Annotated in this window: 23 protein-coding genes and 1 pseudogene; 15 read left to right on the forward strand and 9 right to left on the reverse strand. The window is 65.6% G+C overall.

The features are described from left to right. Positions 1 to 6: 6 nt before the first annotated feature. Together trkA and DXK50_RS03765 are read left to right on the forward strand one after the other, a co-directional pair. Positions 7 to 1,380, forward strand: coding sequence for a Trk system potassium transporter TrkA (gene trkA, locus DXK50_RS03760; RefSeq protein WP_161864210.1), 1,374 nt, complete (start codon positions 7 to 9; stop codon positions 1,378 to 1,380). Between the two features lie 120 nt (positions 1,381 to 1,500). Beyond that, a complete protein-coding gene (locus tag DXK50_RS03765; protein ID WP_161864211.1) occupies positions 1,501 to 1,827 on the forward strand; it encodes a tetratricopeptide repeat protein in 327 nt (108 codons plus the stop codon). Positions 1,828 to 1,882: 55 nt separating this feature from the next. Here DXK50_RS03765 and DXK50_RS03770 read toward each other — a convergent pair whose 3' ends face one another. Both DXK50_RS03770 and pdxR read right to left on the reverse strand, forming a co-directional pair. Further along, entirely contained in the window at positions 1,883 to 2,533 is a 651-nt protein-coding gene (locus DXK50_RS03770) for a 7-cyano-7-deazaguanine/7-aminomethyl-7-deazaguanine transporter (protein WP_212629381.1), read from the reverse strand. A gap of 181 nt (positions 2,534 to 2,714) precedes the next feature. Next, positions 2,715 to 4,184 (reverse strand): MocR-like pyridoxine biosynthesis transcription factor PdxR, encoded by a 1,470-nt coding sequence (gene pdxR / locus DXK50_RS03775; RefSeq protein ID WP_212629382.1) that lies wholly within the window; start codon positions 4,182 to 4,184, stop codon positions 2,715 to 2,717. Positions 4,185 to 4,272: 88 nt separating this feature from the next. On the opposite strand from pdxR, the gene DXK50_RS03780 reads away from it, so the two are divergent. The 3 genes from DXK50_RS03780 to DXK50_RS03790 are packed head-to-tail and all read left to right on the forward strand — an operon-like array spanning position 4,273 to position 6,030. Continuing rightward, on the forward strand, positions 4,273 to 4,905 hold the full coding sequence (locus DXK50_RS03780; protein ID WP_212629383.1) for an FMN-binding negative transcriptional regulator: 633 nt from the start codon (positions 4,273 to 4,275) through the stop codon (positions 4,903 to 4,905). 13 nt (positions 4,906 to 4,918) lie between these two features. After that, positions 4,919 to 5,359, forward strand: coding sequence for a GNAT family N-acetyltransferase (locus DXK50_RS03785; protein ID WP_212629384.1), 441 nt, complete (start codon positions 4,919 to 4,921; stop codon positions 5,357 to 5,359). Further along, a complete protein-coding gene (locus DXK50_RS03790; protein WP_212629385.1) occupies positions 5,359 to 6,030 on the forward strand; it encodes a GNAT family N-acetyltransferase in 672 nt (223 codons plus the stop codon). Before DXK50_RS03785 ends, DXK50_RS03790 begins: the two co-directional genes overlap by 1 nt. Here DXK50_RS03790 and DXK50_RS25260 read toward each other — a convergent pair whose 3' ends face one another. The 7 genes and pseudogenes from DXK50_RS25260 to DXK50_RS03825 all read right to left on the reverse strand — a co-directional run bounded on the left by DXK50_RS25260 (position 6,031) and on the right by DXK50_RS03825 (position 13,419). After that, positions 6,031 to 6,429, reverse strand: coding sequence for a C40 family peptidase (locus DXK50_RS25260; RefSeq protein WP_461818292.1), 399 nt, complete (start codon positions 6,427 to 6,429; stop codon positions 6,031 to 6,033). Positions 6,430 to 6,903: 474 nt separating this feature from the next. Then, positions 6,904 to 8,173: pseudogene (locus tag DXK50_RS03800) on the reverse strand (virulence factor family protein). 1 nt (position 8,174) lies between these two features. Next, entirely contained in the window at positions 8,175 to 10,811 is a 2,637-nt protein-coding gene (mprF, locus tag DXK50_RS03805) for a bifunctional lysylphosphatidylglycerol flippase/synthetase MprF (protein ID WP_212629386.1), read from the reverse strand. A gap of 120 nt (positions 10,812 to 10,931) precedes the next feature. Further along, the gene (locus DXK50_RS03810) at positions 10,932 to 11,198 is read right to left on the reverse strand and encodes a PilZ domain-containing protein (RefSeq protein ID WP_161864218.1); all 267 of its coding nucleotides are present in this window, start codon (positions 11,196 to 11,198) and stop codon (positions 10,932 to 10,934) included. A 118-nt stretch (positions 11,199 to 11,316) separates the two neighbouring features. Beyond that, complete coding sequence (locus DXK50_RS03815; protein WP_161864219.1) at positions 11,317 to 12,204, reverse strand: lysophospholipid acyltransferase; 888 nt, start codon at positions 12,202 to 12,204, stop codon at positions 11,317 to 11,319. A 55-nt stretch (positions 12,205 to 12,259) separates the two neighbouring features. Next, on the reverse strand, positions 12,260 to 12,868 hold the full coding sequence (locus tag DXK50_RS03820; protein ID WP_161864220.1) for a pyridoxamine 5'-phosphate oxidase family protein: 609 nt from the start codon (positions 12,866 to 12,868) through the stop codon (positions 12,260 to 12,262). Further along, positions 12,865 to 13,419 (reverse strand): DNA-3-methyladenine glycosylase I, encoded by a 555-nt coding sequence (locus DXK50_RS03825; RefSeq protein ID WP_212629387.1) that lies wholly within the window; start codon positions 13,417 to 13,419, stop codon positions 12,865 to 12,867. The genes DXK50_RS03820 and DXK50_RS03825 overlap by 4 nt, the downstream gene beginning before the upstream one ends. A gap of 250 nt (positions 13,420 to 13,669) precedes the next feature. Here DXK50_RS03825 and glyQ point away from each other — a divergent pair, with 250 nt between their 5' ends. The 10 genes from glyQ to DXK50_RS03875 all read left to right on the forward strand — a co-directional run bounded on the left by glyQ (position 13,670) and on the right by DXK50_RS03875 (position 24,019). Continuing rightward, positions 13,670 to 14,662 (forward strand): glycine--tRNA ligase subunit alpha, encoded by a 993-nt coding sequence (gene glyQ, locus DXK50_RS03830; protein ID WP_161864222.1) that lies wholly within the window; start codon positions 13,670 to 13,672, stop codon positions 14,660 to 14,662. Next, the gene (gene glyS, locus DXK50_RS03835; protein ID WP_212629388.1) at positions 14,659 to 16,713 is read left to right on the forward strand and encodes a glycine--tRNA ligase subunit beta; all 2,055 of its coding nucleotides are present in this window, start codon (positions 14,659 to 14,661) and stop codon (positions 16,711 to 16,713) included. Before glyQ ends, glyS begins: the two co-directional genes overlap by 4 nt. Positions 16,714 to 16,810: 97 nt before the next feature. Next, a complete protein-coding gene (gene gmhB / locus DXK50_RS03840; RefSeq protein WP_212629389.1) occupies positions 16,811 to 17,341 on the forward strand; it encodes a D-glycero-beta-D-manno-heptose 1,7-bisphosphate 7-phosphatase in 531 nt (176 codons plus the stop codon). Positions 17,342 to 17,354: 13 nt separating this feature from the next. Next, a complete protein-coding gene (locus DXK50_RS03845; protein ID WP_212629390.1) occupies positions 17,355 to 18,122 on the forward strand; it encodes a lysophospholipid acyltransferase family protein in 768 nt (255 codons plus the stop codon). Between the two features lie 192 nt (positions 18,123 to 18,314). Further along, positions 18,315 to 18,920, forward strand: coding sequence for a CDP-alcohol phosphatidyltransferase family protein (locus DXK50_RS03850; protein WP_212629391.1), 606 nt, complete (start codon positions 18,315 to 18,317; stop codon positions 18,918 to 18,920). Between the two features lie 25 nt (positions 18,921 to 18,945). Continuing rightward, positions 18,946 to 20,700 (forward strand): bifunctional alpha/beta hydrolase/class I SAM-dependent methyltransferase, encoded by a 1,755-nt coding sequence (locus tag DXK50_RS03855; RefSeq protein ID WP_212629392.1) that lies wholly within the window; start codon positions 18,946 to 18,948, stop codon positions 20,698 to 20,700. Further along, complete coding sequence (locus DXK50_RS03860; RefSeq protein ID WP_212629393.1) at positions 20,700 to 22,031, forward strand: phosphatase PAP2/dual specificity phosphatase family protein; 1,332 nt, start codon at positions 20,700 to 20,702, stop codon at positions 22,029 to 22,031. The genes DXK50_RS03855 and DXK50_RS03860 overlap by 1 nt, the downstream gene beginning before the upstream one ends. Next, positions 22,021 to 22,455: a hypothetical protein gene (locus tag DXK50_RS03865; RefSeq protein WP_212629394.1), complete on the forward strand. Its 435-nt coding sequence runs from the start codon at positions 22,021 to 22,023 to the stop codon at positions 22,453 to 22,455. The genes DXK50_RS03860 and DXK50_RS03865 overlap by 11 nt, the downstream gene beginning before the upstream one ends. A 9-nt stretch (positions 22,456 to 22,464) precedes the next feature. Then, entirely contained in the window at positions 22,465 to 23,085 is a 621-nt protein-coding gene (locus tag DXK50_RS03870) for a lysophospholipid acyltransferase family protein (RefSeq protein ID WP_206419001.1), read from the forward strand. A gap of 1 nt (position 23,086) precedes the next feature. Then, positions 23,087 to 24,019, forward strand: a complete 933-nt coding sequence (locus DXK50_RS03875) for a phosphatidate cytidylyltransferase (RefSeq protein ID WP_079785073.1) — start codon at positions 23,087 to 23,089, stop codon at positions 24,017 to 24,019. Positions 24,020 to 24,032 lie beyond the last annotated feature (13 nt).

The raw sequence follows: 24,032 nt of genomic DNA on the forward strand, positions 1-24,032 counted from the left end.
CGATCAGTGAAAATCATCATTCTCGGCGCCGGCCAGGTGGGCGGCACTCTGGCGGAACACCTGGCCAGCGAGGCCAACGACATCACCGTGGTCGACACCGATGGTGATCGCCTGCGCGATCTGGGCGACCGCCTGGATATCCGCACCGTGCAGGGCAAGGGCTCCTTCCCCACCGTGCTGCGCCAGGCCGGCGCCGACGACGCCGACATGCTGGTGGCGGTGACCAACAGCGATGAAGTCAACATGATCGCCTGCCAGGTGGCTTACACCCTGTTCCACACGCCGACCAAGATCGCCCGTGTGCGCGAGGCGGCCTATCTGACCCGCGAGGCCTTGTTCGACAACGAAGCGATCCCGGTCGACGTGCTGATCAGCCCCGAGCAGGTGGTGACCAACTACATCAAGCGCCTGATCGAATATCCGGGCGCCCTGCAGGTGATCGACTTCGCCGAAGGCAAGGCCCAGCTGGTGGCGGTCAAGGCCTACTACGGCGGCCCGCTGGTGGGCCAGCAACTGCGTCAGCTGCGCCAGCACATGCCCAACGTCGACACTCGCGTGGCAGCCATCTTCCGTCGCAACCGGCCGATCATGCCCAAGGGCGATACCGTCATCGAGGCCGATGACGAAGTGTTCTTCATCGCCGCCAAGGCGCACATCCGCGCGGTGATGAGCGAGATGCGCCGCCTGGAAGACAGCTACAAACGCGTGGTGATCGCCGGTGGCGGCAACATTGGCGAACGCCTGGCCGAGGCCATCGAAAGCCGCTATCAGGTGAAGATCATCGAGATGAACCCGGCGCGCTGCCGCTACCTCTCGGAAAGCCTCGACAGCACTATCGTGCTGCAGGGCAGCGCCTCCGACCGCGACCTGCTGGTGGAGGAGAACATCAACGACGCCGACATCTTCCTTGCCCTGACCAACGACGACGAAGCCAACATCATGTCGTCCTTGCTGGCCAAGCGTCTCGGCGCGCGCAAGGTGATGACCATCATCAACAACCCGGCCTACGTCGACCTGGTCCAGGGTGGCGAGATCGACATCGCCATCAGCCCGCAGCTGGCCACCATCGGCACCCTGCTGACCCACGTGCGCCGCGGCGACATCGAAAGCGTGCACAGCCTGCGCCGCGGCGCGGCCGAAGCACTGGAAGTGATCGCCCATGGCGACGCCAAATCGAGCAAGGTCATCGGCCGCGCCATCGAGGACATCGCCCTGCCGCCGAGCACCACCATCGGCGCCATCATCCGCGACGAACAGGTGCTGATCGCCCACGACGACACGGTGATCGAGTCCGGCGACCACGTGATCCTGTTCCTGGTCGACAAGAAGTACATTCGCGACGTAGAGCGCCTGTTCCAGGCGGGTCTGACGTTCTTCTAAGCCGGAGAAGACAAATCTCGTAGGAGCGAGCTCTGCTCGCGAAGCTTTTCGCGCGTCTGAGATTCGCGAGCAGAGCTCGCTCCTACAATCGACACGAGCGTGGCGACGAAGGAGGCCCTGATGAGCACCGAGGCACTGGAAAAGATGCTGGCCAAGGGCATGGACAACGCCCTGCTGCGTTTCGGCCTGGGCAAGGCCCATCTGGATGGCGGCGACGCAGCACAGGCCGCCGAGCACCTGCAGCGCTGCGTCGAGTTCGACCCAGGCTACTCGGCGGCGTGGAAGCTGCTGGGCAAGGCGCTGCAGGCCGAAGGCGACACCGAGGCAGCACGCCGGGCCTGGCAGCAGGGGGTCTCAGCCGCCCAGGCCAAGGGCGACAAGCAGGCCGAAAAGGAAATGTCGGTGTTTCTGCGCAAGCTGGACAAGCAGGGGAGCAATCGCGGCTAAAGCCCCTCCCACAAGTTCCGTGGGAGGCGCTTCAGCGGCGAGTTTTGTGGCCGACTCAGGCGGTGGCAGTACGCTGCGGCAAGGCCCGCACGATGGCACTGAGCAGCATCCCGTACAGCGGCACGAAGAGGATCAGACTGATGGCCAGCTTGATCACGTAGTCCACTGTGGCGATCTCCACCCAGTTGGCCGCCATGAACGGGTCGTCGCTGTGCCAGAAGGCCACCGAGAAGAACAGGAAGGTATCGAGCAGGTTGCCGAAGATGGTCGAAGCCGTCGGCGCGACCCACCACTGACGCATCTTGCGCAGGCGGTCGAACACCTGGATATCCAGCAACTGGCCGAAGGCGTAGGCGAGGAAGCTGGCCACGGCGATGCGGAAGACGAACAGGTTGAATTCGCCCAGCGTCGCCAGACCGCCGAAAACCCCTTCATGGAACAGCACCGACACCACGTAGGAGGCCACCAGCGCCGGCAGCATGACCCGGGCGATCACCACCCGCGCGGCATGCTTGCCGATCAGACGCACGGTGAGGTCGGTGGCCAGGAAGATGAACGGGAAGCTGAACGCGCCCCAGGTGGTATGCCAGCCGAACAGGGTGATCGGCAGCTGCACCAGATAGTTGCTGGCGATGATGATGAGAATATGGAAGGCGATCAGGCCGGCCAGCACGGGCCGACTGACCGACGCGGGAATCAGGGTCATGTCTGTGTCCTTTTTCGTAGAGTGGGGTGAGGGAACCCACTGCCGCAGCCGACATGGCTTTGAGCGGCGCGCATTCTAGCCTGTTGTTGACTTGCGGGATAGGTTTTCCGACGAAGCTGATCCCTGGCCTGGACGAGCAAGGCAGACATCGCCGCGCAGACGATCGCCACAGCAACCTGGCCTAGCGCTCATTGCGCAGACGCCAGGCCCGCCGCAGGACCTGCACCGCTTCGACGATCTGCGCTTCTGGCACCGCTGCGAAGCCCAGCACCAGGCCGGCGCGGGCATCGCCAGGCTCGGTGCTGTCCTCCAGCCAGTAATCACTGAGCGCATTCATCTCCACCCCGGCAGCCCGCGCGGCACTGACCAGTTCGCGCTCGCGGGCCAGGTTGTCGACACGCACGCACAGGTGCAGCCCGGCTTCCACACACGGCAGCGGCGCGCAGCCTGGTATCGCCTGTGGCCAAGCCCGCACTAGGGCATCGCGACGCTGCCGCGCCGCCTGGCGCATGCGTCGTACATGACGCTGAAAATGTCCGGCAGCGATGAACTCGGCCATCACCGCCTGGTTGCCGATCTCCGAGTGGCGCATCTCCACCGCCTGGCGCTGGGCGAAAGCCTCCGCCAGGGCGGGCGGCAGCACCAGATAGCCCAGGCGCAGTGCCGGGAAAGCGATCTTGCAGAAGGTGCCGACGTACAGCACGCGGCCCTGTCGATCCAGCGCGGCCAAAGGCGCCAGCGGCGTACCGCTGTAGCGATACTCGCCATCGTAGTCGTCCTCGACGATCCAGCCGTCCTGGCGCTCGGCCCATTCCAGCAGCTCCAGACGGCGCGCCAGCGACAGGGTCACGCCGGTCGGGTACTGGTGCGACGGCGTCACGTAGGCCAGGCGACAGCCCTCGATGGCAGACAGCGCTCTGGTATCCATGCCCTCGCCATCGAGCGCTACGCCACGCAGATCGGCCCCGGCGGCGGCAAAGGCATGGGCAGCGGCGCGATAGCCGGGGTTTTCCACCGCCACCCGCTCACCGGGCCGCACCAGCAACTGCGCGCAGAGGCTGATGGCCTGTTGGGCGCCGCAGGTGATGACGATCTGCCGCGGGTCACAGGCCAGCCCCCGGCCATTACGCAGGTAGGCGGCGACCAGTTCGCGCAACGTGCGGTCGCCGGCCGGGTCACCATAGCCCAGCCGGGCCGGTGACGGCCGGCGCCAGAAGCGCGCCTGCAAGCGTGCCCAGGTCTCGAAGGGAAACAGATCGAAAGCCGGCACGCCGATGCGAAAGGCTCGCGGCGCACCCGCTACCGGCATGGGCAAAGCCTGTCGCTGCAGCGCTGCGCCCAGAGCCGGAGCGCAATGAGGTGCTGGCGTTGCCGGGCGCGCCAGCGCCAGGTCCGCCACGTAGGTGCCATCGCCCACGCGACCTTCGATATAGCCCTCGGCGTAGAGCTGGTCGAAGGCGCGGGTCACGGTATTGCGCGAGATCGCCAGCAGACTCGCCAGATCGCGGCTGGCCGGCAGACGCGTATTGCCTGGCAGGCGACCATCGAGAATGCGCTCGCGCAGCGCCTGGTAGAGCTGGCGCGCCAGGCCGGCGGCAGGGTCGAGGCGAATGCCGGAAAGGTCGACTGGCAAAGGGGGCGTAGCGGGCATGATTGGCTCCATGAAACTGCCTGTAAATGGATCTTACAGGGAACCAATATCCTGCCTAGCATGAGCCCATCACGCCAGGAGACGCACCATGTACCGCCCCGCTGCCTTCCGCCAGGACGACCTGGCCACTCTGCATGCACAGATCGATGCCAGTGGCCTGGCCATGCTGACCAGCGCCGGCGAACAGGGTCTGCAAGCCAGCCACCTGCCACTGCTGCTGGAGCCGGGCGAAGGTGAGTTCGGCACGCTGTACGGCCACTTCGCCCGTGCCAACCCGCACTGGCGCGACCTCGCCAGCGGCGCCGAGGCGCTGGTGGTGTTCAGCGGCCCGGACGCCTACATCCACCCGGGCTGGTACCCGGCCAAGGCCGAGCACGGCAAGGTGGTGCCAACCTGGAACTACATCGCCGTGCACGCCTGGGGCCAGGCCGAGGTGTTCGATGAGCCCGAACGTCTGCTGCAACTGGTCAGCCGTCTGAGCGATCGCCATGAACGCCAGCAGGCGCAGCCCTGGGCGACAAGCGATGCCCCCCGCGAGTACCTCGACGCCATGCTGCGCGCCATCGTCGGCTTCGCTCTGCCGATTCGCCGACTGGAGGGCAAATGGAAGCTCGGCCAGAACCGTTCGGCCGCCGATCAGGCTGGCGTACGCGCAGGGCTGAGCGCCTCGCCCAATGCACGCAATCAAGAACTAGCCGCCCGCATGCTCACCCTCGACTGACAGGAACACCGCCATGCTCGAAATCCGCCCGATCACCGCCGACGACCACGCCGCCTGGCTGCCGCTGTGGCACGGCTACCAGCGCTTCTACCAGGCCGAAATTGCCAACGCGACCAGCGTACTGACCTGGCAGCGTTTCCTCGACCCGACCGAACCCATGCATGCCGCGCTTGCCTGGGCCGATGGCGCAGCCGTCGGCCTGGTGCACTTCATCTACCACCGCAGTTGCTGGACCGAGGGCGACTATTGCTACCTGCAGGACCTGTACGTAGCCGAGGACATCCGCGGCACCGGCATCGGTCGTGCGCTGATCGAACATGTCTATGCGCAGGCTCGGTCAGCCGGCGCCAGCCGCGTACACTGGCTCACTCAGGAAACCAACTACCGCGGTCGCCAGCTCTACGACCGCATCGCCGACCGCACCGGCTTCATCCAGTACAGGAAGCTGTTTTGATGATCCAGGATCTCAGCCACTGGCAATCTCGCCCGACCCCGGATCAGCGCACGCTGCCGGGCCGTTTCGTACGCCTGGAGGCGCTCGATGCCACACGCCACGGTGATGACCTGTGGGCCGCCCTGCAGGGACCGGACCCGGCACTGTGGGACTATCTGCCCTACGGCCCGTTCAACGAGCGCGGCGCATTCGATGCCTGGCTCACCGCTAATGCCGGCAGTCGCGATCCGCTGTTCTACAGCGTGCTGGAGCAAGGCTCGGGTCGCGCCCTGGGACTGTTCAGTTACCTGCGCATCACCCCGCAGGACGGTAGCATCGAGATCGGTCACGTGGTGTTCGGTGCGTCGATGCAGCGCACACCAGGCGCTACCGAGGCGGTGTACCTGCTGGCCCGCCACGCCTTCGACGATCTCGGCTATCGCCGCCTGGAATGGAAGTGCGACAACGCCAACGCGCGTTCCAGGCGCGCCGCCGAGCGCTTCGGCTTCGTCCACGAAGGGCTCTTTCGTCAGCACATGGTGCGCAAGGGCAGAAACCGCGACACCGCCTGGTTCGCCATCATCGACGGCGAATGGCCCGCGCGCCGGGAGGCCTTCGAGCGCTGGCTGGCAGCAGACAACTTCGCCGCAGACGGCCAGCAGAAACAGCGCCTGGAAGCCTTCAGAGCCTGATCAGGCGGTCGGCACCACGCGCTTGGCCGACTGGAAATGACGCTGCCAGTAGGCATTGTTGAGGCGGTCGATGCGCACCTTGGTGCCACGACGTGGCGCGTGGACGAAGCGACCCTCACCGATGTAGATGGCTACGTGATCCACCGAGCGGCTGCGGATACGGAAGAACAACAGATCGCCCGGCTGCAGATCGCTGCGTTTCACCGTGGGCGCATCCAGGCGCGACAGGTCTCGGGAAGTACGCGGCAGCTCGAGGTCATCCTGGGTCTTGAAGGCGTACTGCACCAGACCGCTGCAGTCAAAGCCGTGGCGCGGGCTGGCGCCTCCCCAGCGGTAGGGCGTACCCAGCGCACCGAGGGCGCGGTCGATCACTTCCCGAGCGGGTTTGGGCTTGGCCACTTGCTCAGTGGCGGGAACGGTGTAGACGCGAAAGGTGGCGGAGGCTTGGGTACAAATTCCCAGTAAAAGAGCGCCTCCCAGGCAAAATGACATGAAAAACTTATTCAAACCCAGAAACCCTGGTACCGGCCTTTGTGCGGAAGCCCTTCCGAATCAAGGCATTGCATCGGAAACGAGCCTCCTACCCGTCCCGGTGACGGACCGGCTGGAGAAGACTTTGGTTCACTTCGATGCACGGCGAGTCGACGAACGGTTTGCCTCTGATCACAACGGACAGGCACCAGATAGCCTCCGCTTGCGCTCAGAACACTGCTCAGATAGCTCCTTGCGCCGGAGCCGCCCTCATACTTCGCCGCTCAACTGGCTGGCATGGCCTCCGCGTCCCGTTTCGTAGGGGCGGCTTTAGCCGCGATTTTTCGCGGATGAATCCGCTCCTGCGGAATCACGGCAATTCATTGGCACGCGGCAGCGAGACTAACGCGGCTGCCGTGCCTTGATCGCCGCCAGCATCTTTTGCGCCAGCGCGGCGTAATCACCGTCGAAGTGATGACCACCCTCGATCATCAGGTGCTCCCCCGGGGCACCGGCTTCGGTGCAACCGCTTTCGGGCGCTTCCTCGCTGCCGTAGATGCAGTACACCTTGCTCGCCGGCACCTTGCGCAGCTCGGGGCCGGTCGGCGCCTCCGCGCCATCCTTGCCGAGCCAGCCGCTGAGGGCGATCTCGAAACTGCCGCTGCGGGCGAAGGCCAGCAGCAACATCGCATCGACCTGCCGCTGATCACTGGCCGGCAGGCGATTGTAGATCGCCGGCAGCACATCGGCGCCGAAGGAGTAGCCGGCGAGCACGAAGCGTTTCACATGCCACGTGTCGCGGTACTGCTGCATCAGCCGCGACAGATCGGCGGCGCTCTGCTCCGGGCTCTTGTGCTGCCAGTAGTAGCGCAGGGTGTCGATGCCCAGCACCGGATAGCCGGCAGCGGCCATGTGCTCGGCCGAGGCACGGTCGAGATCGCGCCAACCGCCATCGCCGGAATAGAACAGGGTCAGGGTTTCGGCCGGTTGCCCCGAAGGGTGCTCAATCACCGGCATCGCCGCGCCCTGGCCGGCGAGCAGGTGCTGCAGCTGATCGGCCAGCAGCGTTGGCAGCGGCATGCCCAACGCGCCGATGCGCGGCTCGCCATTTTGCTGCTCACGCAGTTTGCTGCTCACGCAGGAAGCGGGCGTTGTCGTCACCCGGGTTGTCGTTCCACAGGGCGATCCAGTGACCGTGCTCTGCCTTTTGCGGCAGGGGCTCGGCGCAGTCCGGTGTTGCCAGGTCGAAACCGACCGAAAGTGCCCGTGCCTGATCATCCTGCTGCGACGCCAGCCAGCGCCAGGCCGAGGTCGCTGCCGGGCCGATGCCGGCGACCAGGGTCGGCGCGCCGCCCAGCTTCTCGCGGGCCTGGCTGATCAGTTGCCGTTGCGCCTTGCAGTCGCCAGGCGAGAAGGGCAGTTGCAACAGGCGCAGATCGCCGGCTTCGGCGAGACGGTGCAGCATGGCTTCATCCAGCGCCTGCTCGGTCGGTGCGATCAGCAGCACACGCTGACGTGCCTCGCCCTGGCTGAGCAACTGCGCCGATTTACCCTGAATCTGCACCCTCTGCAGATGCACGGCCGCGCGCATCGACCACCACCAGCCCGCCGCCCCCGCGGCCAGTGCCACGGCCAGCAACAGCGCACCCCGCCGCCTTGTCATTCTGCTCATCTCAGCGCCTCACCAGTCCACCCAGGCCGCCGGCGATCAGCGCGGCGGTATCAGCCAATGCCACCCAGGGATCGAGCCCGGCCGGCACGGCCAGGTAGCGCGGCTCCCACTGCGGCAGGAACTTGTCCTTGAAGCGGCGCAGGCCCTGGAAGTTGTAGAAATTCTCGCCGCGGTCGAACACCAGCGCACCGAGGCGCAGGGGCAGCGGCGCCCCCTTGCGCGTCTGCAGGCCGGCCAGGGGCACCATGCCGAGGCTGAAGCGCGCATAGCCCTCGCCCTGGAACTGCTGGATCAGGCCGAGCATGAGGAACTCCATGGTCGACTTCGGCGCATCCGGCAGTACGCGCATCAGATCGAGGCTGGCCACAGCACGCGTCTCACATTCCAGCAGGTTGGCGAAGGCCACCGCATGACCTTCGAAACGCACCACCACGACGCGAAAGTGCGCCAGGTATTCGGGACTGAAACGGCCTAGGGAAAAGCCCTTCTCGCGTACGTTCTTGCCCTGCAGCCAGGCATCGGAAATCGCCTGCAGCTCTTCCATCGGTACCTGGCCCGGGGCATGGAATTCCAGGCTCAGGCCGTCGCGCTGGCCACGATTCCAGGTGTAGCGCAGCGCCTTCATCTCCTTGCCGTTGCTGGCCAGGTCGAAGGTTTTCAGGTCCACCAGCGCCTCTTCACCGAGCTTCAGCGCGGTCAGGCCGATGTCGATATAGCCGGGCAGATTCTCCGCGCGCACCTGATAGAACACCGGCCGCGCATGGTGGCGGTCGCACAGGTCGCGAAACTGCCAGATCAGCTCGGCACGAGCAGTCGCCGGGCCGATGGGGTCGAACAGTGCCACCAGGCTGCGCCCGCGGCGGGCGTACATGAGGAAGGCTTCACCATCAGGGTGGAACAGCAGCGCCTTGTCGCCACTCAGTGCCAGGCCGCCCTCAGGCTGACGCGAGGCCTGAACGATGGCCCGCGCGCGCAGCAACGCCTCCTGGTCCGGCAGGCTGATATTCGGCGGTGTGGCGCGCAGCAGCCAGGTCAGGCCGACCGCCAGCAGCACCAGCGCGCTGCCCAGCGCCGCTCGCAGGCCACGCGGGGCGTTGGCGTCCAGTTCGAACTGCCACCACAGCTGATGGCTGTAGGCGACATCCTGATAGGCGAACAGCAGCAGCCACACCGATGCCGCGATCACACCCGCCGTGGCCGCCAGCACCAGCCCCGAGGCCGGTACGTCCATCAGCCGGCTACGTCGGTAGAACTCGCGGCGAAACAGCGCCAGCAAGCCGGCGATGGCTGCCAGGGCCAATGCCTCCGGCCAGTCGAAGCCTTTGAGCAGTGACAGCACCACCCCCAGGCAAAGCAGCACCAGAGTCAGTGCCCAGGCCGCCGACAGACGCCGGCGCAGCCCTTGCGCCAGCAGCAGACAGAGCGTGCCCACCAGGCTGGCCGCCAGGTGCGAGGCGGCGATCAGTTGCGGCGGCATGAGAAAGCCAAGAGCCTGCAGATGCTCGTCCACTGTCGGCGTCACCCCGGAGAACAGCAGCACCGCGCCGGCGCAGAACACCAACAGCGCCAGCAGCGGCGCCGCCATGCCGCTGGCCATGCGTGCCACCTGGCGCGGAAACCACAGGCGACGCGCTTCGGCAGCCAGCAGCAGGAGCCCGGCCGCCAGCAGCGGCAGGATCACATAGAGCAGGCGGTACAGCAGCATGGCGGCGACCAGCCCGGCCGGGTCGATACGCGTGGAAAAGGCCGCCAGCAATACCGCCTCGAACACCCCGACGCCACCCGGCACATGGCTCAGCACGCCAGCGGCCAGGGCCAGCATGTAGATCAGCACGAAGGAAGAGAAAGGCGGCGCCTCGGGCAGCAGCAGGTACAGCACGCTGGCGGCGATCAGCACGTCGAGGCTGCTGATCAGCAGCTGCGTCAGGCTCATGCGCAGGCCGGGCAGACGCAGGCTGAAGCGCCCCAGATCCACCTGCCAGCAGCCGGGCGCGGGGCGCTCGGCCAGACGCTTGCGGCTGACCAGCCGCGCCACGGTCAGCGCCGTGGCCAACACGGCAACGGCCAGCCCTGCCAGCACGGGTTCGGACAAACGCAGCGCGGCCGAGGCATCTTCCAGATCGAACAGAGCTGCCAGGGCCGCGAGAATCGGCAGGCTGACGCCCAGCGACAGACTGGCGAAAAGGCTCATGCGCGCCACATCGCCCGCACCTAGACCGTTGCGCCCATACAGCCGATAGCGCACCGAACCGCCGGACAGCGCCGACAGACCCACGGCATTGCCGATGGCGAACGCACAGAAGCCGCCCAGCGCCAGGGTCGGCGGCGGCAGATGGACATTGGCGTAGCGACTGGCCGACCACTCGTAGGCGAGCATCACCGCAAAGCCCAGCACAGTGGCCAGCAGGGCGCCGAGCAGCGCCTGCGACGACACCGCCGCCAGGGATTCACGGACCTGATCCGGGTTGATCTCGCGCACTAGGTGCCAGCAGGCGACCAGCGCCAGGCCGAACAACAGCAGCGAAAGACCGAGGCCGATCAGGTGGCGATTGCGTTGCAGCCAGCCAGGTTGAGAGGAAGAAAGCAGATCAGGCGCATCAGCGCCCTTGGCGGGAAGTTCGGGTACCACTCGACTCATGTCGAAAACGCCTCTGACGGACGCCACCTCGGGGTGAGGTCATGATCAGAGTGCAGATGTAACAAAATGTTCCATGGGCCCGAAACATTTATTGGCGGGGGCTAAACCGAGGCGAATCGCTCAGGCCTCGCCGAGAAACCGCAGACCAGCCCCTTCGGCGTCCACACGCATCACTTCCATCTTCAATACCGGCGCGGGGAAGGGCAGATCCTGTACCTGGCCGGTGACCTCGGTGCCGACCGCCAGGGCGGTCATGTCCGGGTGCTTCACATAGACGCCGCTATCGGACAGGTCACGGGTCTGCGCCAGCAGCTCACCGAAACTCGGATGACTGATCTTGATCCGGCACTTCATCGGGGTACGCACCTGCTGACGCTGGTTGGACATGACGGCTCCATGATTGGACGGGCGATGCCGCCTTTAATAGCGCATTAGCGCGCAGGCGCCCAGCAGGCGGCGGAAAAAAGGCGCCATCCAGGCGCCTTCCTTAATGACGCTCAGAGCGTCAGTACCACTTGGCCTCGCCGTCCGGGCGCTTCTTGAAGCGCTTCATGCTCCACATGTACTGGCTCGGGTAGTTGCGCACGTAGCGCGACACCACTGCGCTCATGGCCGCCACGCCTTCTTCGACGTTCTCGCTGTACATGCCTTCCGGCGCCGCCTCGAGGATCACCTTGTAGCCGCTGCCGTCCGGCAGACGCAGCGCATGCAGAAACACACCGACCGCCTTGCCACCGGAGAGCATGCCGGGGACGAATTTGCTGGTCAGCGCGGTGGTACCGAGGAAGGGAACGAACACACCTGATGAACGGCTCGGTTCCGGGTCGGCCGGAATACCCACCGCGCCGCCCTTGCGCACTTCCTTGATGACGCTGAGGATGCCTTCCTTGGTCGACGGCGCAACGCGGTTGCCCATCTGTACGCGCTGCTGCTGCAGCAGCTCGTCGACCGCCTTGAGCTTGGGCGGGCGGTAGAAAATGATCGGTTTGCACTGGTTGCAGTAGAAGTGGTTGAGCACTTCCCAGTTGCCCAGATGGCTGGTGATGCCGACCACGCCCTTGCCCGAGGCCAGCGCCTGTTGCAGCACTTCCAGGCCTTCCACTTCGCGGACCAGAGCGAGCGACTTCTGCGCCGGCCAGATCCAGGCGCAGGCGCTTTCGGTGAGGGTCTTGCCGATGTCCTTGAGGCTCTGCCCGACGAGCCTGTCCAACTCGGCCTGGTTAAGTTCGGGGAAGCACTTGCTCAGGTTGATGCGCACCACCTCGCGCGAGCCGTTCGGCAGCTTCCACATCAGCCAGCCGATGGTATTGCCCACGGCCTGCACGGCGCGCCAGGGCAGCAATGCGAACAGGCGCAGGAAACCGACCACCAGGGCGCCCTTGAGTTTTTCCACGACAGACTCCGACCACTCACAAAAGCGCCAATTGTACCGTTGGGCGACCGCGCAGTCAGTAAAGGCTCGTCCGAAGCCGCTGCTGCAGGTCACGCTCGTAGGCTTCGACATCGAACTCGTCGTAGATGTGGCGAAAAATATCGCCGGCACTCGGCAGGCTGGCGCGTTCCACCTGACGCGAGACATCCCACAGCCCGGAGCGCACCGCCGCCTTGGAGCACTGGAAGTAGCAGGTCTCTATATGAATACGCAGCGCGCTGCGCGGCAGCTTGCCCTGGGCGCGGCCCAGCTCCAGCAACTCGGGATCGAGGGTGATTTCCGCCCGGCCGTTGACTCGCAGGCTTTCGCCGACGCCCGGGATCAGGAACAGCAGCGCCACCTGCGGGTTCAGCACGATGTTGCGCAGGCTGTCGATGCGGTTGTTGCCGGGGCGATCCGGCAACAACAGGGTCTGGTCGTCGAGGATGTGCACGAAGCCCGGCGCATCGCCTCGCGGTGAACAATCCAGGCCATCCGGGCCGGCGCTGGCCAGTACCACGAAGGGCGAGGCCTGGATCAGCGCGCGGTAGGGTTCGATCAGCCGCGGCAGTTCCTTGCGCCGCGAGCGCTCGTGGCTGTCGCCGTAAACAGCCTGCAGTTCGTCCAGGGTGGTGATGGTCGTCATGAGCCCTTCAGTTGCGCGTAGCGGTCGCAGTCGGTGGTGTGGTCCATCACCATACCCGTGGCCTGCATGAAGGCATAGCAGATGGTCGGCCCGACGAAGTTGAAGCCGGCCTTGCGCAACGCCTTGCTCATCGCCTCGGCCTCCGGCGTCACCGCCGGCATCTGGCTGCGGTCGCTGAAATGATTGATTTTCGGCGCGCCACCGACAAACGACCAGAGCCAGACTACCGGATCCTCCAGTTTCAGCCAGGCCTGGGCGTTCTGCCGCACGGCCTTGAGCTTGAGGCGATTGCGGATGATGCCGGGGTCCTGCATCAGCACTTCGATCTCTTCGTCGGAGAGCCGCGCCAGGCGCTCGGGGTCAAAACCATGCAGCACCCGACGATAGCGCTCGCGCTTCTTCAGCACGGTGATCCATGACAGACCGGCCTGCGCGCCTTCGAGCAGGAGCATTTCGAACAGCTGGCCGGCATCGCGCTGCGGCACGCCCCATTCCTCGTCATGGTAGGCCTGGTACAGCGGATCATCGGTACACCAGAAGCAGCGGGGCATGGTTGAAAGCCTCGGTCAGGATGGAAGGGGGACTATAATCATAGCTGTATATAAATACAGCCTTAGCAAATATCGCTTTAATCCCTGCAGGCGCGAATTCATTCGCGATTCTGGACGGTGCGGCGCTATCCATCGCGAATAACCCGCTGCTGCCTCAGCCGCGCTCTGTGCCAGCCGTACCCTGCGGCTTGCGCCGAGTTTCGATATACTCCCCGGCTTTCCCTCGCAAGCCTCCACAGGTGATTTCTTCGTGAGCCAGAACAAGCCTGCCGTGCGCACCTTCCAGGACCTGATCCTGGCCCTGCAGAACTACTGGGCCGAACAGGGCTGCGTAGTGCTGCAACCCTACGACATGGAAGTGGGCGCCGGCACCTTCCACACCGCCACTTTCCTGCGCGCCGTCGGCCCGGAAACCTGGAACGCCGCCTACGTGCAGCCTTCACGTCGCCCGACCGATGGCCGTTACGGCGAAAACCCCAACCGCCTGCAGCACTATTACCAGTTCCAGGTGGTACTCAAGCCCAACCCGGAAAACTTCCAGGAGCTGTACCTGGGTTCGCTCAAGGCCATCGGCCTCGACCCGGAAGTGCATGACGTGCGCTTCGTCGAAGACAACTGGGAATCGCCGACCCTCGGCGCCTGGGGCCTGGGCTGGGAAATCTGGCTCAACGGCATGGAGGTCACCCAGTTCACCTACTTCCAGCAGGCCGGTGGCATCGAGTGCTACCCGGTGACCGGCGAGATCACCTATGGTCTGGAGCGCCTGGCCATGTACCTGCAGGGCGTCGACTCGGTCTACGACCTGATCTGGACCGACGGCCCGTTCGGCACCGTGACCTACGGCGACGTGTTCCACCAGAACGAGGTGGAACAGTCCACCTACAACTTCGAGCACGCCAACGTCGAGAAGCTGTTCGAGCTGTTCGATTTCTACGAGAGCGAGGCCAACCGCCTGATCGCCCTCGACCTGCCGCTGCCGACCTACGAGATGGTGCTCAAGGCCTCGCACACCTTCAACCTGCTCGACGCCCGCCGCGCCATCTCGGTGACCGCTCGCCAGCAGTACATCCTGCGTGTGCGTACCCTGGCCCGCGACGTGGCGCATAGCTACCTGAAGGCGCGTGCGCGTCTTGGCTTCCCCATGGCCACGCCCGAGCTGCGTGACGAAGTGCTGACCAAGCTCAAGGAGTCGGGTCTGCTGCAAGACGATGGGCAAGGTAACAACGCGGAGGCACAAGCATGAGTGCGCACGACTTTCTGGTTGAACTGGGCACCGAAGAGCTGCCACCGAAAGCCCTGAAAACCCTTGGCGATGCCTTCCTCGCGGGCGTGGAAAAAGGCCTCAAGGCTGCCGGCCTGAACTACGCCAGCGCCCGCGCCTACGCTGCGCCACGCCGCCTGGCGGTGCTGGTCGAGCAGCTCGAAGCGCAGCAGGCCGACCGCAGCATGAACCTCGACGGTCCGCCCATCCAGGCCGCCTTCGACGCTGACGGCAAGCCGACCCAGGCCGCTCTGGGCTTCGCCCGCAAATGCGGCGTGGATATCGCCGAGATCGACCGCAGCGGGCCGAAGCTGCGTTTCGCCCAGCACATTCCCGGCCAGCCGGCGGTGAACCTGCTGCCCACCATCGTGGCCGACTCGCTGAACGACCTGCCGATCCCCAAACGCATGCGCTGGGCCGCGCGCCGCGACGAATTCGTGCGTCCGACCCAATGGCTGGTAATGCTCTTCGGTGACGAAGTCATCGACTGCGAGATCCTCACCCAGAAAGCCGGTCGCGTGTCCCGCGGCCACCGCTTCCACGCCAACCGCGACGTGCGCATCAGCAGCCCCAAGGCTTACGCCGAAGACCTGCGCAGCGCCTACGTGCTGGCCGACTTCGCCGAGCGCCGCGAAATCATCAGCCGCCGCGTCGACGAGCTGGCTGCCGCCGAGCAGGGCACGGCCATCGTGCCGCCGGCGCTGCTGGATGAAGTCACCGCCCTGGTCGAATGGCCGGTGCCGCTGGTCTGCTCGTTCGAGGAGCGCTTCCTCGAGGTGCCGCAGGAAGCGCTGATCACCACCATGCAGGACAACCAGAAGTATTTCTGCCTGCTCGACGCGGGCGGCAAGCTGTTGCCGCGCTTCATCACCGTGGCCAATGTCGAGTCCAAGGACCCGGCGCAGATCGTGCTGGGCAACGAGAAAGTGGTGCGCCCGCGCCTCACCGACGCCGAGTTCTTCTTCAAGCAGGACAAGAAGCAGAAGCTGGAGAACTTCAACCAGCGCCTGGCCAACGTGGTGTTCCAGGCCCAGCTCGGTTCGGTATTCGACAAGGCTCAACGGGTATCGGCGCTCGCCGGCTTCATCGCCCGCGAAGTCGGTGGCGATGCCCAGCGCGCCGCCCGTGCCGGCCTGCTGTGCAAATGCGACCTGGCCACCGAGATGGTTGGCGAGTTCCCCGAGATGCAGGGCATCGCCGGTTACTACTACGCGCTCAACGATGGTGAGCCGGAAGACGTCGCCCTGGCCCTGAACGAGCAGTACATGCCGCGCGGTGCCGGCGCCGAACTGCCAAGCACCCTGACCGGTGCCGCCGTGGCCGTGGCCGACAAGCTCGACACCCTGGTTGGCATCTTCGGCATCGGCATGCTGCCGACCGGTTCCAAGGACCCCTACGCCCTGCGTCGCGCCGCCCTCGGCGTGCTGCGCATCCTGATCGAGAAGGGTCTGGATCTGGACCTGGCTGCTGCGGTGGACTTCGCCGTTGTCCAGTACGCCGGCAAGGTCAAGGCCGACGGCCTGGCCGCCCAGGTGCTGGAGTTCATCTTCGACCGGCTGCGCGCGCGCTACGAAGACGAAGGCATCGACGTGGCCGTGTACCAGGCGGTGCGCGCTGTCAATCCGACATCTCCACTGGACTTCGACCAACGTGTGCAGGCGGTGCAGACCTTCCGCAAGCTGCCGCAGGCCGAAGCCCTGGCCGCCGCCAACAAGCGCGTGTCGAACCTGCTGAGCAAGGCCGAAGGTGGCGTCGCTGCCCAGGTGGAGGCGCACTACTTCGACAACCCCAGCGAGTTCGCCCTGCACGCCGCCATCCAGCAGGCCGACCACGCGGTACAGCCGCTGGCCGCTGCCCGCCAGTACGACGAGGCGCTGGCCAAGCTGGCCAGCCTGCGCGAGCCGGTGGACGCCTTCTTCGAGGCGGTGCTGGTCAACGCCGAAGATGCGCGCGTGCGCGCCAACCGCTATGCCCTGCTGGCCCGCCTGCGCGGGCTGTTCCTCGGCGTGGCGGACATCTCGGTACTGGGCTGATGGAAAATAGGTAGGAGCAAGCTCTGCTCGCGAACCAAGCACATAAAAGCTTCGCGAGCAAAGCTCGCTCCTACCCCTAGTATCTGAAACGGCTCCCATGAATCTGATCATTCTCGACCGCGACGGTGTCATCAACGAAGACTCCGACGCCTATATCAAGACGCTCGACGAGTGGATTCCAATCCCGTCGTCGATTGCCGCCATCGCACGCCTGTCCAAGGCCGGCTGGACGGTGGCCGTGGCCACCAACCAGTCCGGCATCGCCCGCGGCTATTACGACCTGGCGACCCTGGAATCGATGCACGCGCGCCTGCGTCAGCTGGTGGCTGAGCAGGGCGGCGAAGTCGGCCTGATAGTCCATTGCCCGCACGGGCCGGACGATGGCTGCGAGTGCCGCAAGCCGAAAGCGGGCATGCTCAAACAGATCGCTGCGCATTACGCCACGGATCTGACGGGAATCTGGTTCGTCGGCGACAGCAGCGGTGACCTGCAGGCTGCGCTGGCCGTCGATTGTCAGCCTGTGCTGGTGAAAACCGGCAAGGGCGAACGTACCCTGGCCAAGCCTCTGCCGCCAGGAACCCTGGTATTCGACGATCTGGCGGCCGTCGCCGATCGACTGCTCTCATAAGGTGCGAAGCTTCATGGCGATCCTGCAGGCTTTCAGAGTCACGCTTTTCTACCTGCTGCTGTCGTCCAGTTCGTTCTTCTGGTGCCTGATCAGCCTGGTGGTCGCGCCTTTGCTGCCGTTCCGCCAACGCTACCGCTTCGTCGTTCAGGCCTGGTGCAGCTGCGCCGTGTGGCTGGCCAGGGTGATCGTCGGCATCCGCTATGAAGTGCGCGGGTTGGAGAACATCCCGCAGCGCCCCTGCGTGATCCTCGCCAACCACCAGAGCACCTGGGAGACGTTCTTCCTCTCCGCCTACTTCGAGCCGCTCAGCCAGGTGGTCAAGCGCGAGTTGCTGCGCGTGCCGTTCTTCGGCTGGGGCATGGCGCTGCTCAAGCCCATCGCCATCGACCGCAGCAACCCCAAGGCCGCACTCAAGCAGCTGGCCAAGCAGGGCGACGAACGTCTCAAGCAGGGCGCCTGGGTGCTGGTATTCCCCGAAGGCACGCGCATTCCGCCGGGGCAGATCGGCAAGTTCTCCCGTGGCGGCACCGCACTGGCGGTGAATGCCGGTCTGCCGGTATTGCCCATCGCGCACAACGCCGGCGAGTTCTGGCCCAAGGCGGGCTGGGGCAAGCGCTCGGGCACCATTCAGGTGATCATCGGCGCGCCGATGTATGCCGAAGGTGAGGGCCCGCGCGCCATCGCCGAACTCAACGAACGCGCCTTCCAATGGGTCTGCCAGCAACAGACCGAGCTGCGCGGTGAAGAGCCGCTGCTGAGCCGCCTGGGCGAATCACTGTAACGGACGGATGCTGTCGAACGCCTGCCACAGCGCCCGCCCGGGGATGTGCAGGTCAATCGCCGACGCTAGGAAATTCGGGGCACAGGGTATAACGTGCGGCAATGCCAACGCATGCCTCATAAGCCTCGACGGGCGCACAGTATCGCCCAAGCAGATGGCCGATCATTCGATCAGGAAAAGGACTTCACTGCCATGCCGTCGATCTACCAGCTCAAACCGGCCTTCCAGAACCTGCTGCGCCCCGGCGTCGAGCGTCTGTATGCACGCGGCGTGACCGCCAACCAGGTGACCCTGGCCGCCGCCGTCGTCTCCGTGCTGCTCGGCGTTCTACTCGCAGCCTTCAGCCATGTCGTCTGGCTGTTCGCCCTGATCCCCCTGTGGATGCTGCTGCGCATGGCGCTCAATGCCGTCGACGGCATGCTCGCGCGCGAGTTCGGCCAGCAGTCGAAGCTCGGCGCCTACCTCAACGAGCTGTGCGACGTGATTGCCGACAGTGCCCTGTATCTGCCCTTCGCCCTGCTGCCCGGTGTCTCGCCGCTGCTGGTGGTCCTGGCGGTGGTGATGGCGGTGATCAGCGAGTACGCCGGCGTGCTCGGCCCCATGGTCGGCGCCTCACGCCGCTATGACGGGCCGATGGGCAAGAGCGACCGCGCCTTCTGCTTCGGCGTGATCGGTGCCGGCGTCGCCACCGGCCTGCTGCCTGCCTTGTGGATCAACCTGGCGCTGGCGCTGATCCTGGCCCTGCTGCTCTATACGCTCTATAACCGCGTTCGCCAGGGGTTGGCCGAAGCGGCCTGACCCATTCAAGGAATAAGGAGATTCCATGCGCCCCGTACAACTGCACACCTTTGCCACCCACGACGGCGTCGAGCTGAACTATCGCCACTGGCCGGCGACTGTGCCCGCGGACGGCCCACGCCAGGCGGTGGTGCTGTTCCATCGCGGCCATGAGCATGGTGGACGCATGGGCCACCTGGTGGACGAGCTGGAGCTGCCGCACTGCGACTTCTTCGCCTGGGATGCCCGTGGCCATGGGCTGTCGCCCGGTGCGCGCGGCGACAGCCCGAGCTTCGCCATCAGCGTGCGCGACGTGCAGACCTTTATCGAGCATATCGGCAGCGCACACGGCATAGCCGAAGAGGACCTGGCGGTGGTGGCGCAAAGCGTCGGCGCGGTGATCGTCTCCACCTGGGCTCATGACTACGCGCCGAAGGTGCGCTGCCTGGTACTCGCCTCGCCGGCCTTCAAGGTCAAACTCTACGTGCCCTTCGCCCGGCCCGGCCTGAAGCTGCTGCACGCCTGGCGCGGCAACTTCTTCGTCAACAGCTACGTGAAGGCGAGGTTCCTCAGCCACGATCCCGAGCGCATCGCCTCCTTCGAGAACGACTCGCTGATCGCCCGGCCGATCTCGGTGACCATGCTGCTCGGCCTGTACGAGGCGGCCGAGCGCGTCGTCGCCGACGCCCAGGCTATACAAGTGCCGACCCAGCTGCTGATCTCCGGCGCCGACTTCGTCGTCCATCGCAAACCGCAGGAGGACTTCTTCGAGCGCCTCGGCAGCCTGCGCAAGGAAAAGCACCTGCTGCCCGGCTTCTTCCACGACACTCTTGGCGAGCGCGACCGCGCCCATGCCCTGAGCCGCGCGCGACGCTTTATCCTGCGCAACTTCGAGGAGCCGCTGGCGCGGCCCTCGCTGCTCGATGCCGATCGTCTGGGCGCCACATGCGCCGAAGCCGAGGAACTGGCCGCGCCACTGCCGAGAAACTCGCTGCGCGACCTCTACTGGCGCGCCACCCGCGCCGGCATGCGCCTGGGCAGCACGCTCTCGGCCGGGGTGAAACTGGGCTTCGACACCGGCTTCGATTCCGGCAGTACCCTCGATTACGTCTACCGCAACCAGCCCACCGGCAAGGGCGCACTGGGCCGGCTGATCGATGCGAACTACCTGGATTCCATCGGCTGGCGTGGCATCCGCCAACGCAAGCTGCACGCCGAAGAGTTGTTGCGCCTGGCCATGGCCCGGCTGCGCGAGACGGGCAGGGCGGTGCGCATCGTCGATATCGCCGCCGGCCACGGCCGCTACATCCTCGAATCGCTGGAGGGCCAGCAGCAGCGCCCCGATTCGATCCTGCTGCGCGACTACAGCGACATCAACGTGCGTGACGGCAATGCCCTGATCCAGCACAAGGGCCTGGGTGACATCGCCCGCTTCGTAAAAGGCGATGCCTTCGACCGTGACGATCTCGCTGCGCTCGAGCCGAAGCCGACCCTGGCAGTGGTCTCCGGCCTGTACGAGCTGTTCGGCAGCAACCAGATGGTCGGCGACTCGCTGGCCGGGCTGGCCGCAGCGGTCGAGGAGGGCGGTTACCTGGTCTACACCGGCCAGCCCTGGCACCCGCAGCTGGAGCTGATCGCCCGCGCCCTGACCAGCCACCGCGGCGGCCAGGCCTGGGTCATGCGCCGGCGCAGCCAGGCGGAGATGGATCAGCTGGTGGAAGCGGCGGGCTTTCGCAAGGTGGCGCAGCGCATCGACCAGTGGGGCATCTTCAGCGTATCCCTGGCACAACGGGTGAAGTGATGGACAACACGCGCGAACAGGGATTGTGGAAGCGCGGCGTACTCTGGCTGCTGTTGCTCGGCCCGCTGTTCTTCGCCAGCTACGGCTTCGCCAACTGGCTGACCGGGCAACGCGATGATGTCGGAAGCCTAGTCTTCGCCTGGGAGCCGCAGATCCCGCTCTGGCCCTGGACCATCGTGCCGTACTGGTCGATCGACCTGCTCTACGGCCTGTCCTTCCTGTTGCCGGCCTGCCGCCGCGAGATGGATCGCCACGCCCTGCGCCTGCTCGCCGCGCAGGTGATCTGCGTCGCCTGCTTCCTGCTCTGGCCGCTGCGCTTCACCTTCGAGCGGCCACCGCTGGACGGCACCTTCGGCCTGATGTTCGACGTACTGATGGGCTTCGACAAACCCTTCAACCAGGCGCCGTCGCTGCATATCACCCTGCTGGTGATCATCTGGGCGATGTTCGCCAATCACACCCGCGGCCCGTTCTGGCGTGGCCTGCTGCACGGGTGGATGGCGCTGATCGGCATTTCCGTACTGACCACCTGGCAGCATCACTTCATCGACCTGCCCACCGGGGCGCTGGCGGGCTTCTTCTGTCTGTGGCTGCTGCCGCTGCAGGGCGCTACGCCGCTTACGCAGATGCGCCTGGCCAGCGATCCACGGCGTTGGCGCCTGGCGCTGCGCTATGGGCTTGGCGCAACGCTGTGCGCCGTGCTGGCCGTCAAGCTGGGCGGTGCCTGGCTATGGCTGTTCTGGCCAACCGTTGCCCTGGCCATGGTCGCACTCAACTACCTGTTGTTCGGCGCTGGCGGCTTCCAGAAGCAAGCCAACGGCCGCCTCAGCCCGGCCGCGACAGCGTTGCTTGCGCCCTATCTGCTCGGTGCCTGGATCAACTCGCGGCTATGGACCTATCGCCAGCCAATGCCGAGTCAGGTGGTGGAGGGCATCCATCTTGGCCGCCTGCCCGGCGAACTCGGTGGCTACGCCGCCATGGTCGACCTGTGCGCCGAACTGCCGCTGCTGCACACACCGAGCGCCTACAGCAGTCTGCCGTCACTGGATCTGGTGGCGCCGGATACGCTGACCTGCCAACGCGCCGCCGAAGCCATCGAACGCCTGCGTCATAACGGCCCGCTGCTGGTGTGCTGCGCCCTGGGCTACTCGCGCAGTGCCACAGCCGTGGCGGCCTGGCTGCTGTACAGCGGCCGCTGCCAGAGCGTCGCGTCCGCCGTTGAGCTGATCCGCCAGGCCCGACCACAGGTCGTGCTCAAACCACAACATCTGGCCGCGCTGCAGGGCATGCTCGTTGCCAGCCCGCCACTGGAGGTCGCTCATGCAGGCTGATCTGCTATTGGTTGCGGCCTTGTTGCGCCGTGGGCGTAGCCTCGATCACTTTTCCAGCGCGCTGAGTTTGGTCGCCGTGCTCTTCGGCCTGGCGCCTTGGCTGGGTGCACCGCCAAGCCTGATGCTGGCGCTGCTCTGCGCAGCGCTGCTGGTCGCCGGCCTGGCCGAAAAATACTGGGCGTTGCGCGCGGCGCTGGATGCCGAACTGTTCCAGCGTCTGGCCGAGGCCGGCGAACAGCTCGACAGCCAGACTCATGCGCTGGATCAGGCGCTGCAGAAGCTGGGACTGCAGAATGCGCAGCAGGCTGGTCGCGACTGGAGCCTGCGCGCTCAGGGTGCGCTCGGCCTGCTACGTAAACAGGCGCTGTGCCTGCTGCTACAGATTTTCATCGTCGCACTCGGGTTCTTCATCGTTTTCGCTTAAGGAGTCGCCATGCTCGCCGCATTGACCGCTTTCGCCATTACCTCGGCAGCTCGCCTGCTGACCGGTGCCCGAGCCTTGTGGCTCGGCAGCACCGCGCAGGCGACGCAACGCCTGTACTACGCCAACCACAGCAGCCATGGCGACTTCGTCCTGCTCTGGGCATCGCTGCCGCCGGAACTGCGCAAGCGCACCCGGCCGGTGGCCGGCGCCGACTACTGGCAGAAGCCGGGCGTGCGCAGCTTCCTGATCAATAACGTATTCAACGGCGTGCTGGTCGACCGCGAGCGCAAGGAAGGCGCCAACCCACTGCAGGCGATGCTCGATGCGCTGGACGGCGGCGACTCGCTGATCATCTTCCCCGAGGGCACACGCAATCTCGGCGACGAGCCGCTGCTGCCGTTCAAGAGTGGCCTCTATCACCTGGCCCAGGCGCGCCCCGACGTGGAGCTGGTGCCGGTGTGGATCGCCAACCTGAATCGGGTAATGCCCAAGGGCAGGGCGCTGCCGCTGCCTCTGCTGTGCACCCTCAGTTTCGGCGCAGCGCTGGAGCGCATCGAGGGCGAGAGCAAGGACGCCTTCCTGGAACGCGCACGTAACGCCCTGCTGGCACTGGCACCCGAGGAGGCCTGAGATGGATAACAACACTTTGCTGCTGTTCGCCGGTATCGGTGCCCTGCTCCTGCTGGCCAGCCTGGTCGGCTTCGTCCTCAAGCGGCGCAGTGGTGATCAACCCAACCCGGTGATCGACAACCTCAACGCGCGGATCAACGCCTGGTGGGTGATGGTGCTGGTGATCGGCATCGCCTTCCTGTTCGGCAACATCGGCGTCGTGGTGCTGTTCTACTTCGTGTCCTTCTACGCCCTGCGCGAGTTCATGACGCTGACGCCGACCCGACGCAGCGACTATCCGGCGCTGGTGGCAGCCTTCTATTTCGCCCTGCCGATGCAGTACCTGCTGATCGCCTTCGGCTGGTACGGCCTGTTCGCCATCTTCATCCCGGTCTATCTGTTCCTGCTGCTGCCGATCCTCGCCTCGCTGGGCGGTGATACCACGCGCTATCTCGAGCGCGCGGCCAAGGTGCAATGGGGCTTGATGATCGCTGTGTACTGCATCTCCTCGGTACCCGCGCTGCTGACCCTGGACATCCCCGGTTACGAGGGCCGCAACCTGCTGCTGATCGCCTGGCTGATCATCGTCGTGCAGCTCTCCGACGTGCTGCAGTACGTGTGCGGCAAGCTGTTCGGCAAACACAAGATCGCCCCCAATCTTTCGCCATCCAAGACCATCGAAGGATTTATCGGCGGCGTGGCACTGGCTACCCTGATCGGCGCCATGCTGTGCTGGATCACCCCCTTCGCCTTCTGGCAGGCCGGGCTGTTCGCCCTGCTGGTGTGCATGCTCGGTTTCGCCGGCGGCCTGGTGATGTCGGCGATCAAGCGTGATCGTGGCGTGAAGGACTGGGGTCATATGATCGAAGGCCACGGCGGCATGCTCGACCGCCTGGATTCGGTGTGCTTCGCTGCCCCCGTGTTCTTCCATATGGTGCGCTACTGGTGGGCCTGAGCCCGTGAGGGGA

Origin of the sequence: Pseudomonas sp. KB-10, from assembly GCF_018221585.1 — a bacterium.
Taxonomy (GTDB): Bacteria; Pseudomonadota; Gammaproteobacteria; order Pseudomonadales; family Pseudomonadaceae; genus Aquipseudomonas; species Aquipseudomonas yangonensis.

Coding starts and splice junctions, on each gene's coding strand:
- DXK50_RS03765 (WP_161864211.1), top strand. CDS start 1,501: ATGAGCACCGAGGCACTGGAAAAGATGCTGGCCAAGGGCATGGACAAC.
- DXK50_RS03770 (WP_212629381.1), bottom strand. CDS start 2,533: ATGACCCTGATTCCCGCGTCGGTCAGTCGGCCCGTGCTGGCCGGCCTG.
- pdxR (WP_212629382.1), bottom strand. CDS start 4,184: ATGCCCGCTACGCCCCCTTTGCCAGTCGACCTTTCCGGCATTCGCCTC.
- DXK50_RS03780 (WP_212629383.1), top strand. CDS start 4,273: ATGTACCGCCCCGCTGCCTTCCGCCAGGACGACCTGGCCACTCTGCAT.
- DXK50_RS03785 (WP_212629384.1), top strand. CDS start 4,919: ATGCTCGAAATCCGCCCGATCACCGCCGACGACCACGCCGCCTGGCTG.
- DXK50_RS03790 (WP_212629385.1), top strand. CDS start 5,359: ATGATCCAGGATCTCAGCCACTGGCAATCTCGCCCGACCCCGGATCAG.
- mprF (WP_212629386.1), bottom strand. CDS start 10,811: ATGAGTCGAGTGGTACCCGAACTTCCCGCCAAGGGCGCTGATGCGCCT.
- DXK50_RS03810 (WP_161864218.1), bottom strand. CDS start 11,198: ATGTCCAACCAGCGTCAGCAGGTGCGTACCCCGATGAAGTGCCGGATC.
- DXK50_RS03820 (WP_161864220.1), bottom strand. CDS start 12,868: ATGACGACCATCACCACCCTGGACGAACTGCAGGCTGTTTACGGCGAC.
- DXK50_RS03825 (WP_212629387.1), bottom strand. CDS start 13,419: ATGCCCCGCTGCTTCTGGTGTACCGATGATCCGCTGTACCAGGCCTAC.
- glyS (WP_212629388.1), top strand. CDS start 14,659: ATGAGTGCGCACGACTTTCTGGTTGAACTGGGCACCGAAGAGCTGCCA.
- gmhB (WP_212629389.1), top strand. CDS start 16,811: ATGAATCTGATCATTCTCGACCGCGACGGTGTCATCAACGAAGACTCC.
- DXK50_RS03845 (WP_212629390.1), top strand. CDS start 17,355: ATGGCGATCCTGCAGGCTTTCAGAGTCACGCTTTTCTACCTGCTGCTG.
- DXK50_RS03850 (WP_212629391.1), top strand. CDS start 18,315: ATGCCGTCGATCTACCAGCTCAAACCGGCCTTCCAGAACCTGCTGCGC.
- DXK50_RS03855 (WP_212629392.1), top strand. CDS start 18,946: ATGCGCCCCGTACAACTGCACACCTTTGCCACCCACGACGGCGTCGAG.
- DXK50_RS03860 (WP_212629393.1), top strand. CDS start 20,700: ATGGACAACACGCGCGAACAGGGATTGTGGAAGCGCGGCGTACTCTGG.
- DXK50_RS03865 (WP_212629394.1), top strand. CDS start 22,021: ATGCAGGCTGATCTGCTATTGGTTGCGGCCTTGTTGCGCCGTGGGCGT.
- DXK50_RS03870 (WP_206419001.1), top strand. CDS start 22,465: ATGCTCGCCGCATTGACCGCTTTCGCCATTACCTCGGCAGCTCGCCTG.
- DXK50_RS03875 (WP_079785073.1), top strand. CDS start 23,087: ATGGATAACAACACTTTGCTGCTGTTCGCCGGTATCGGTGCCCTGCTC.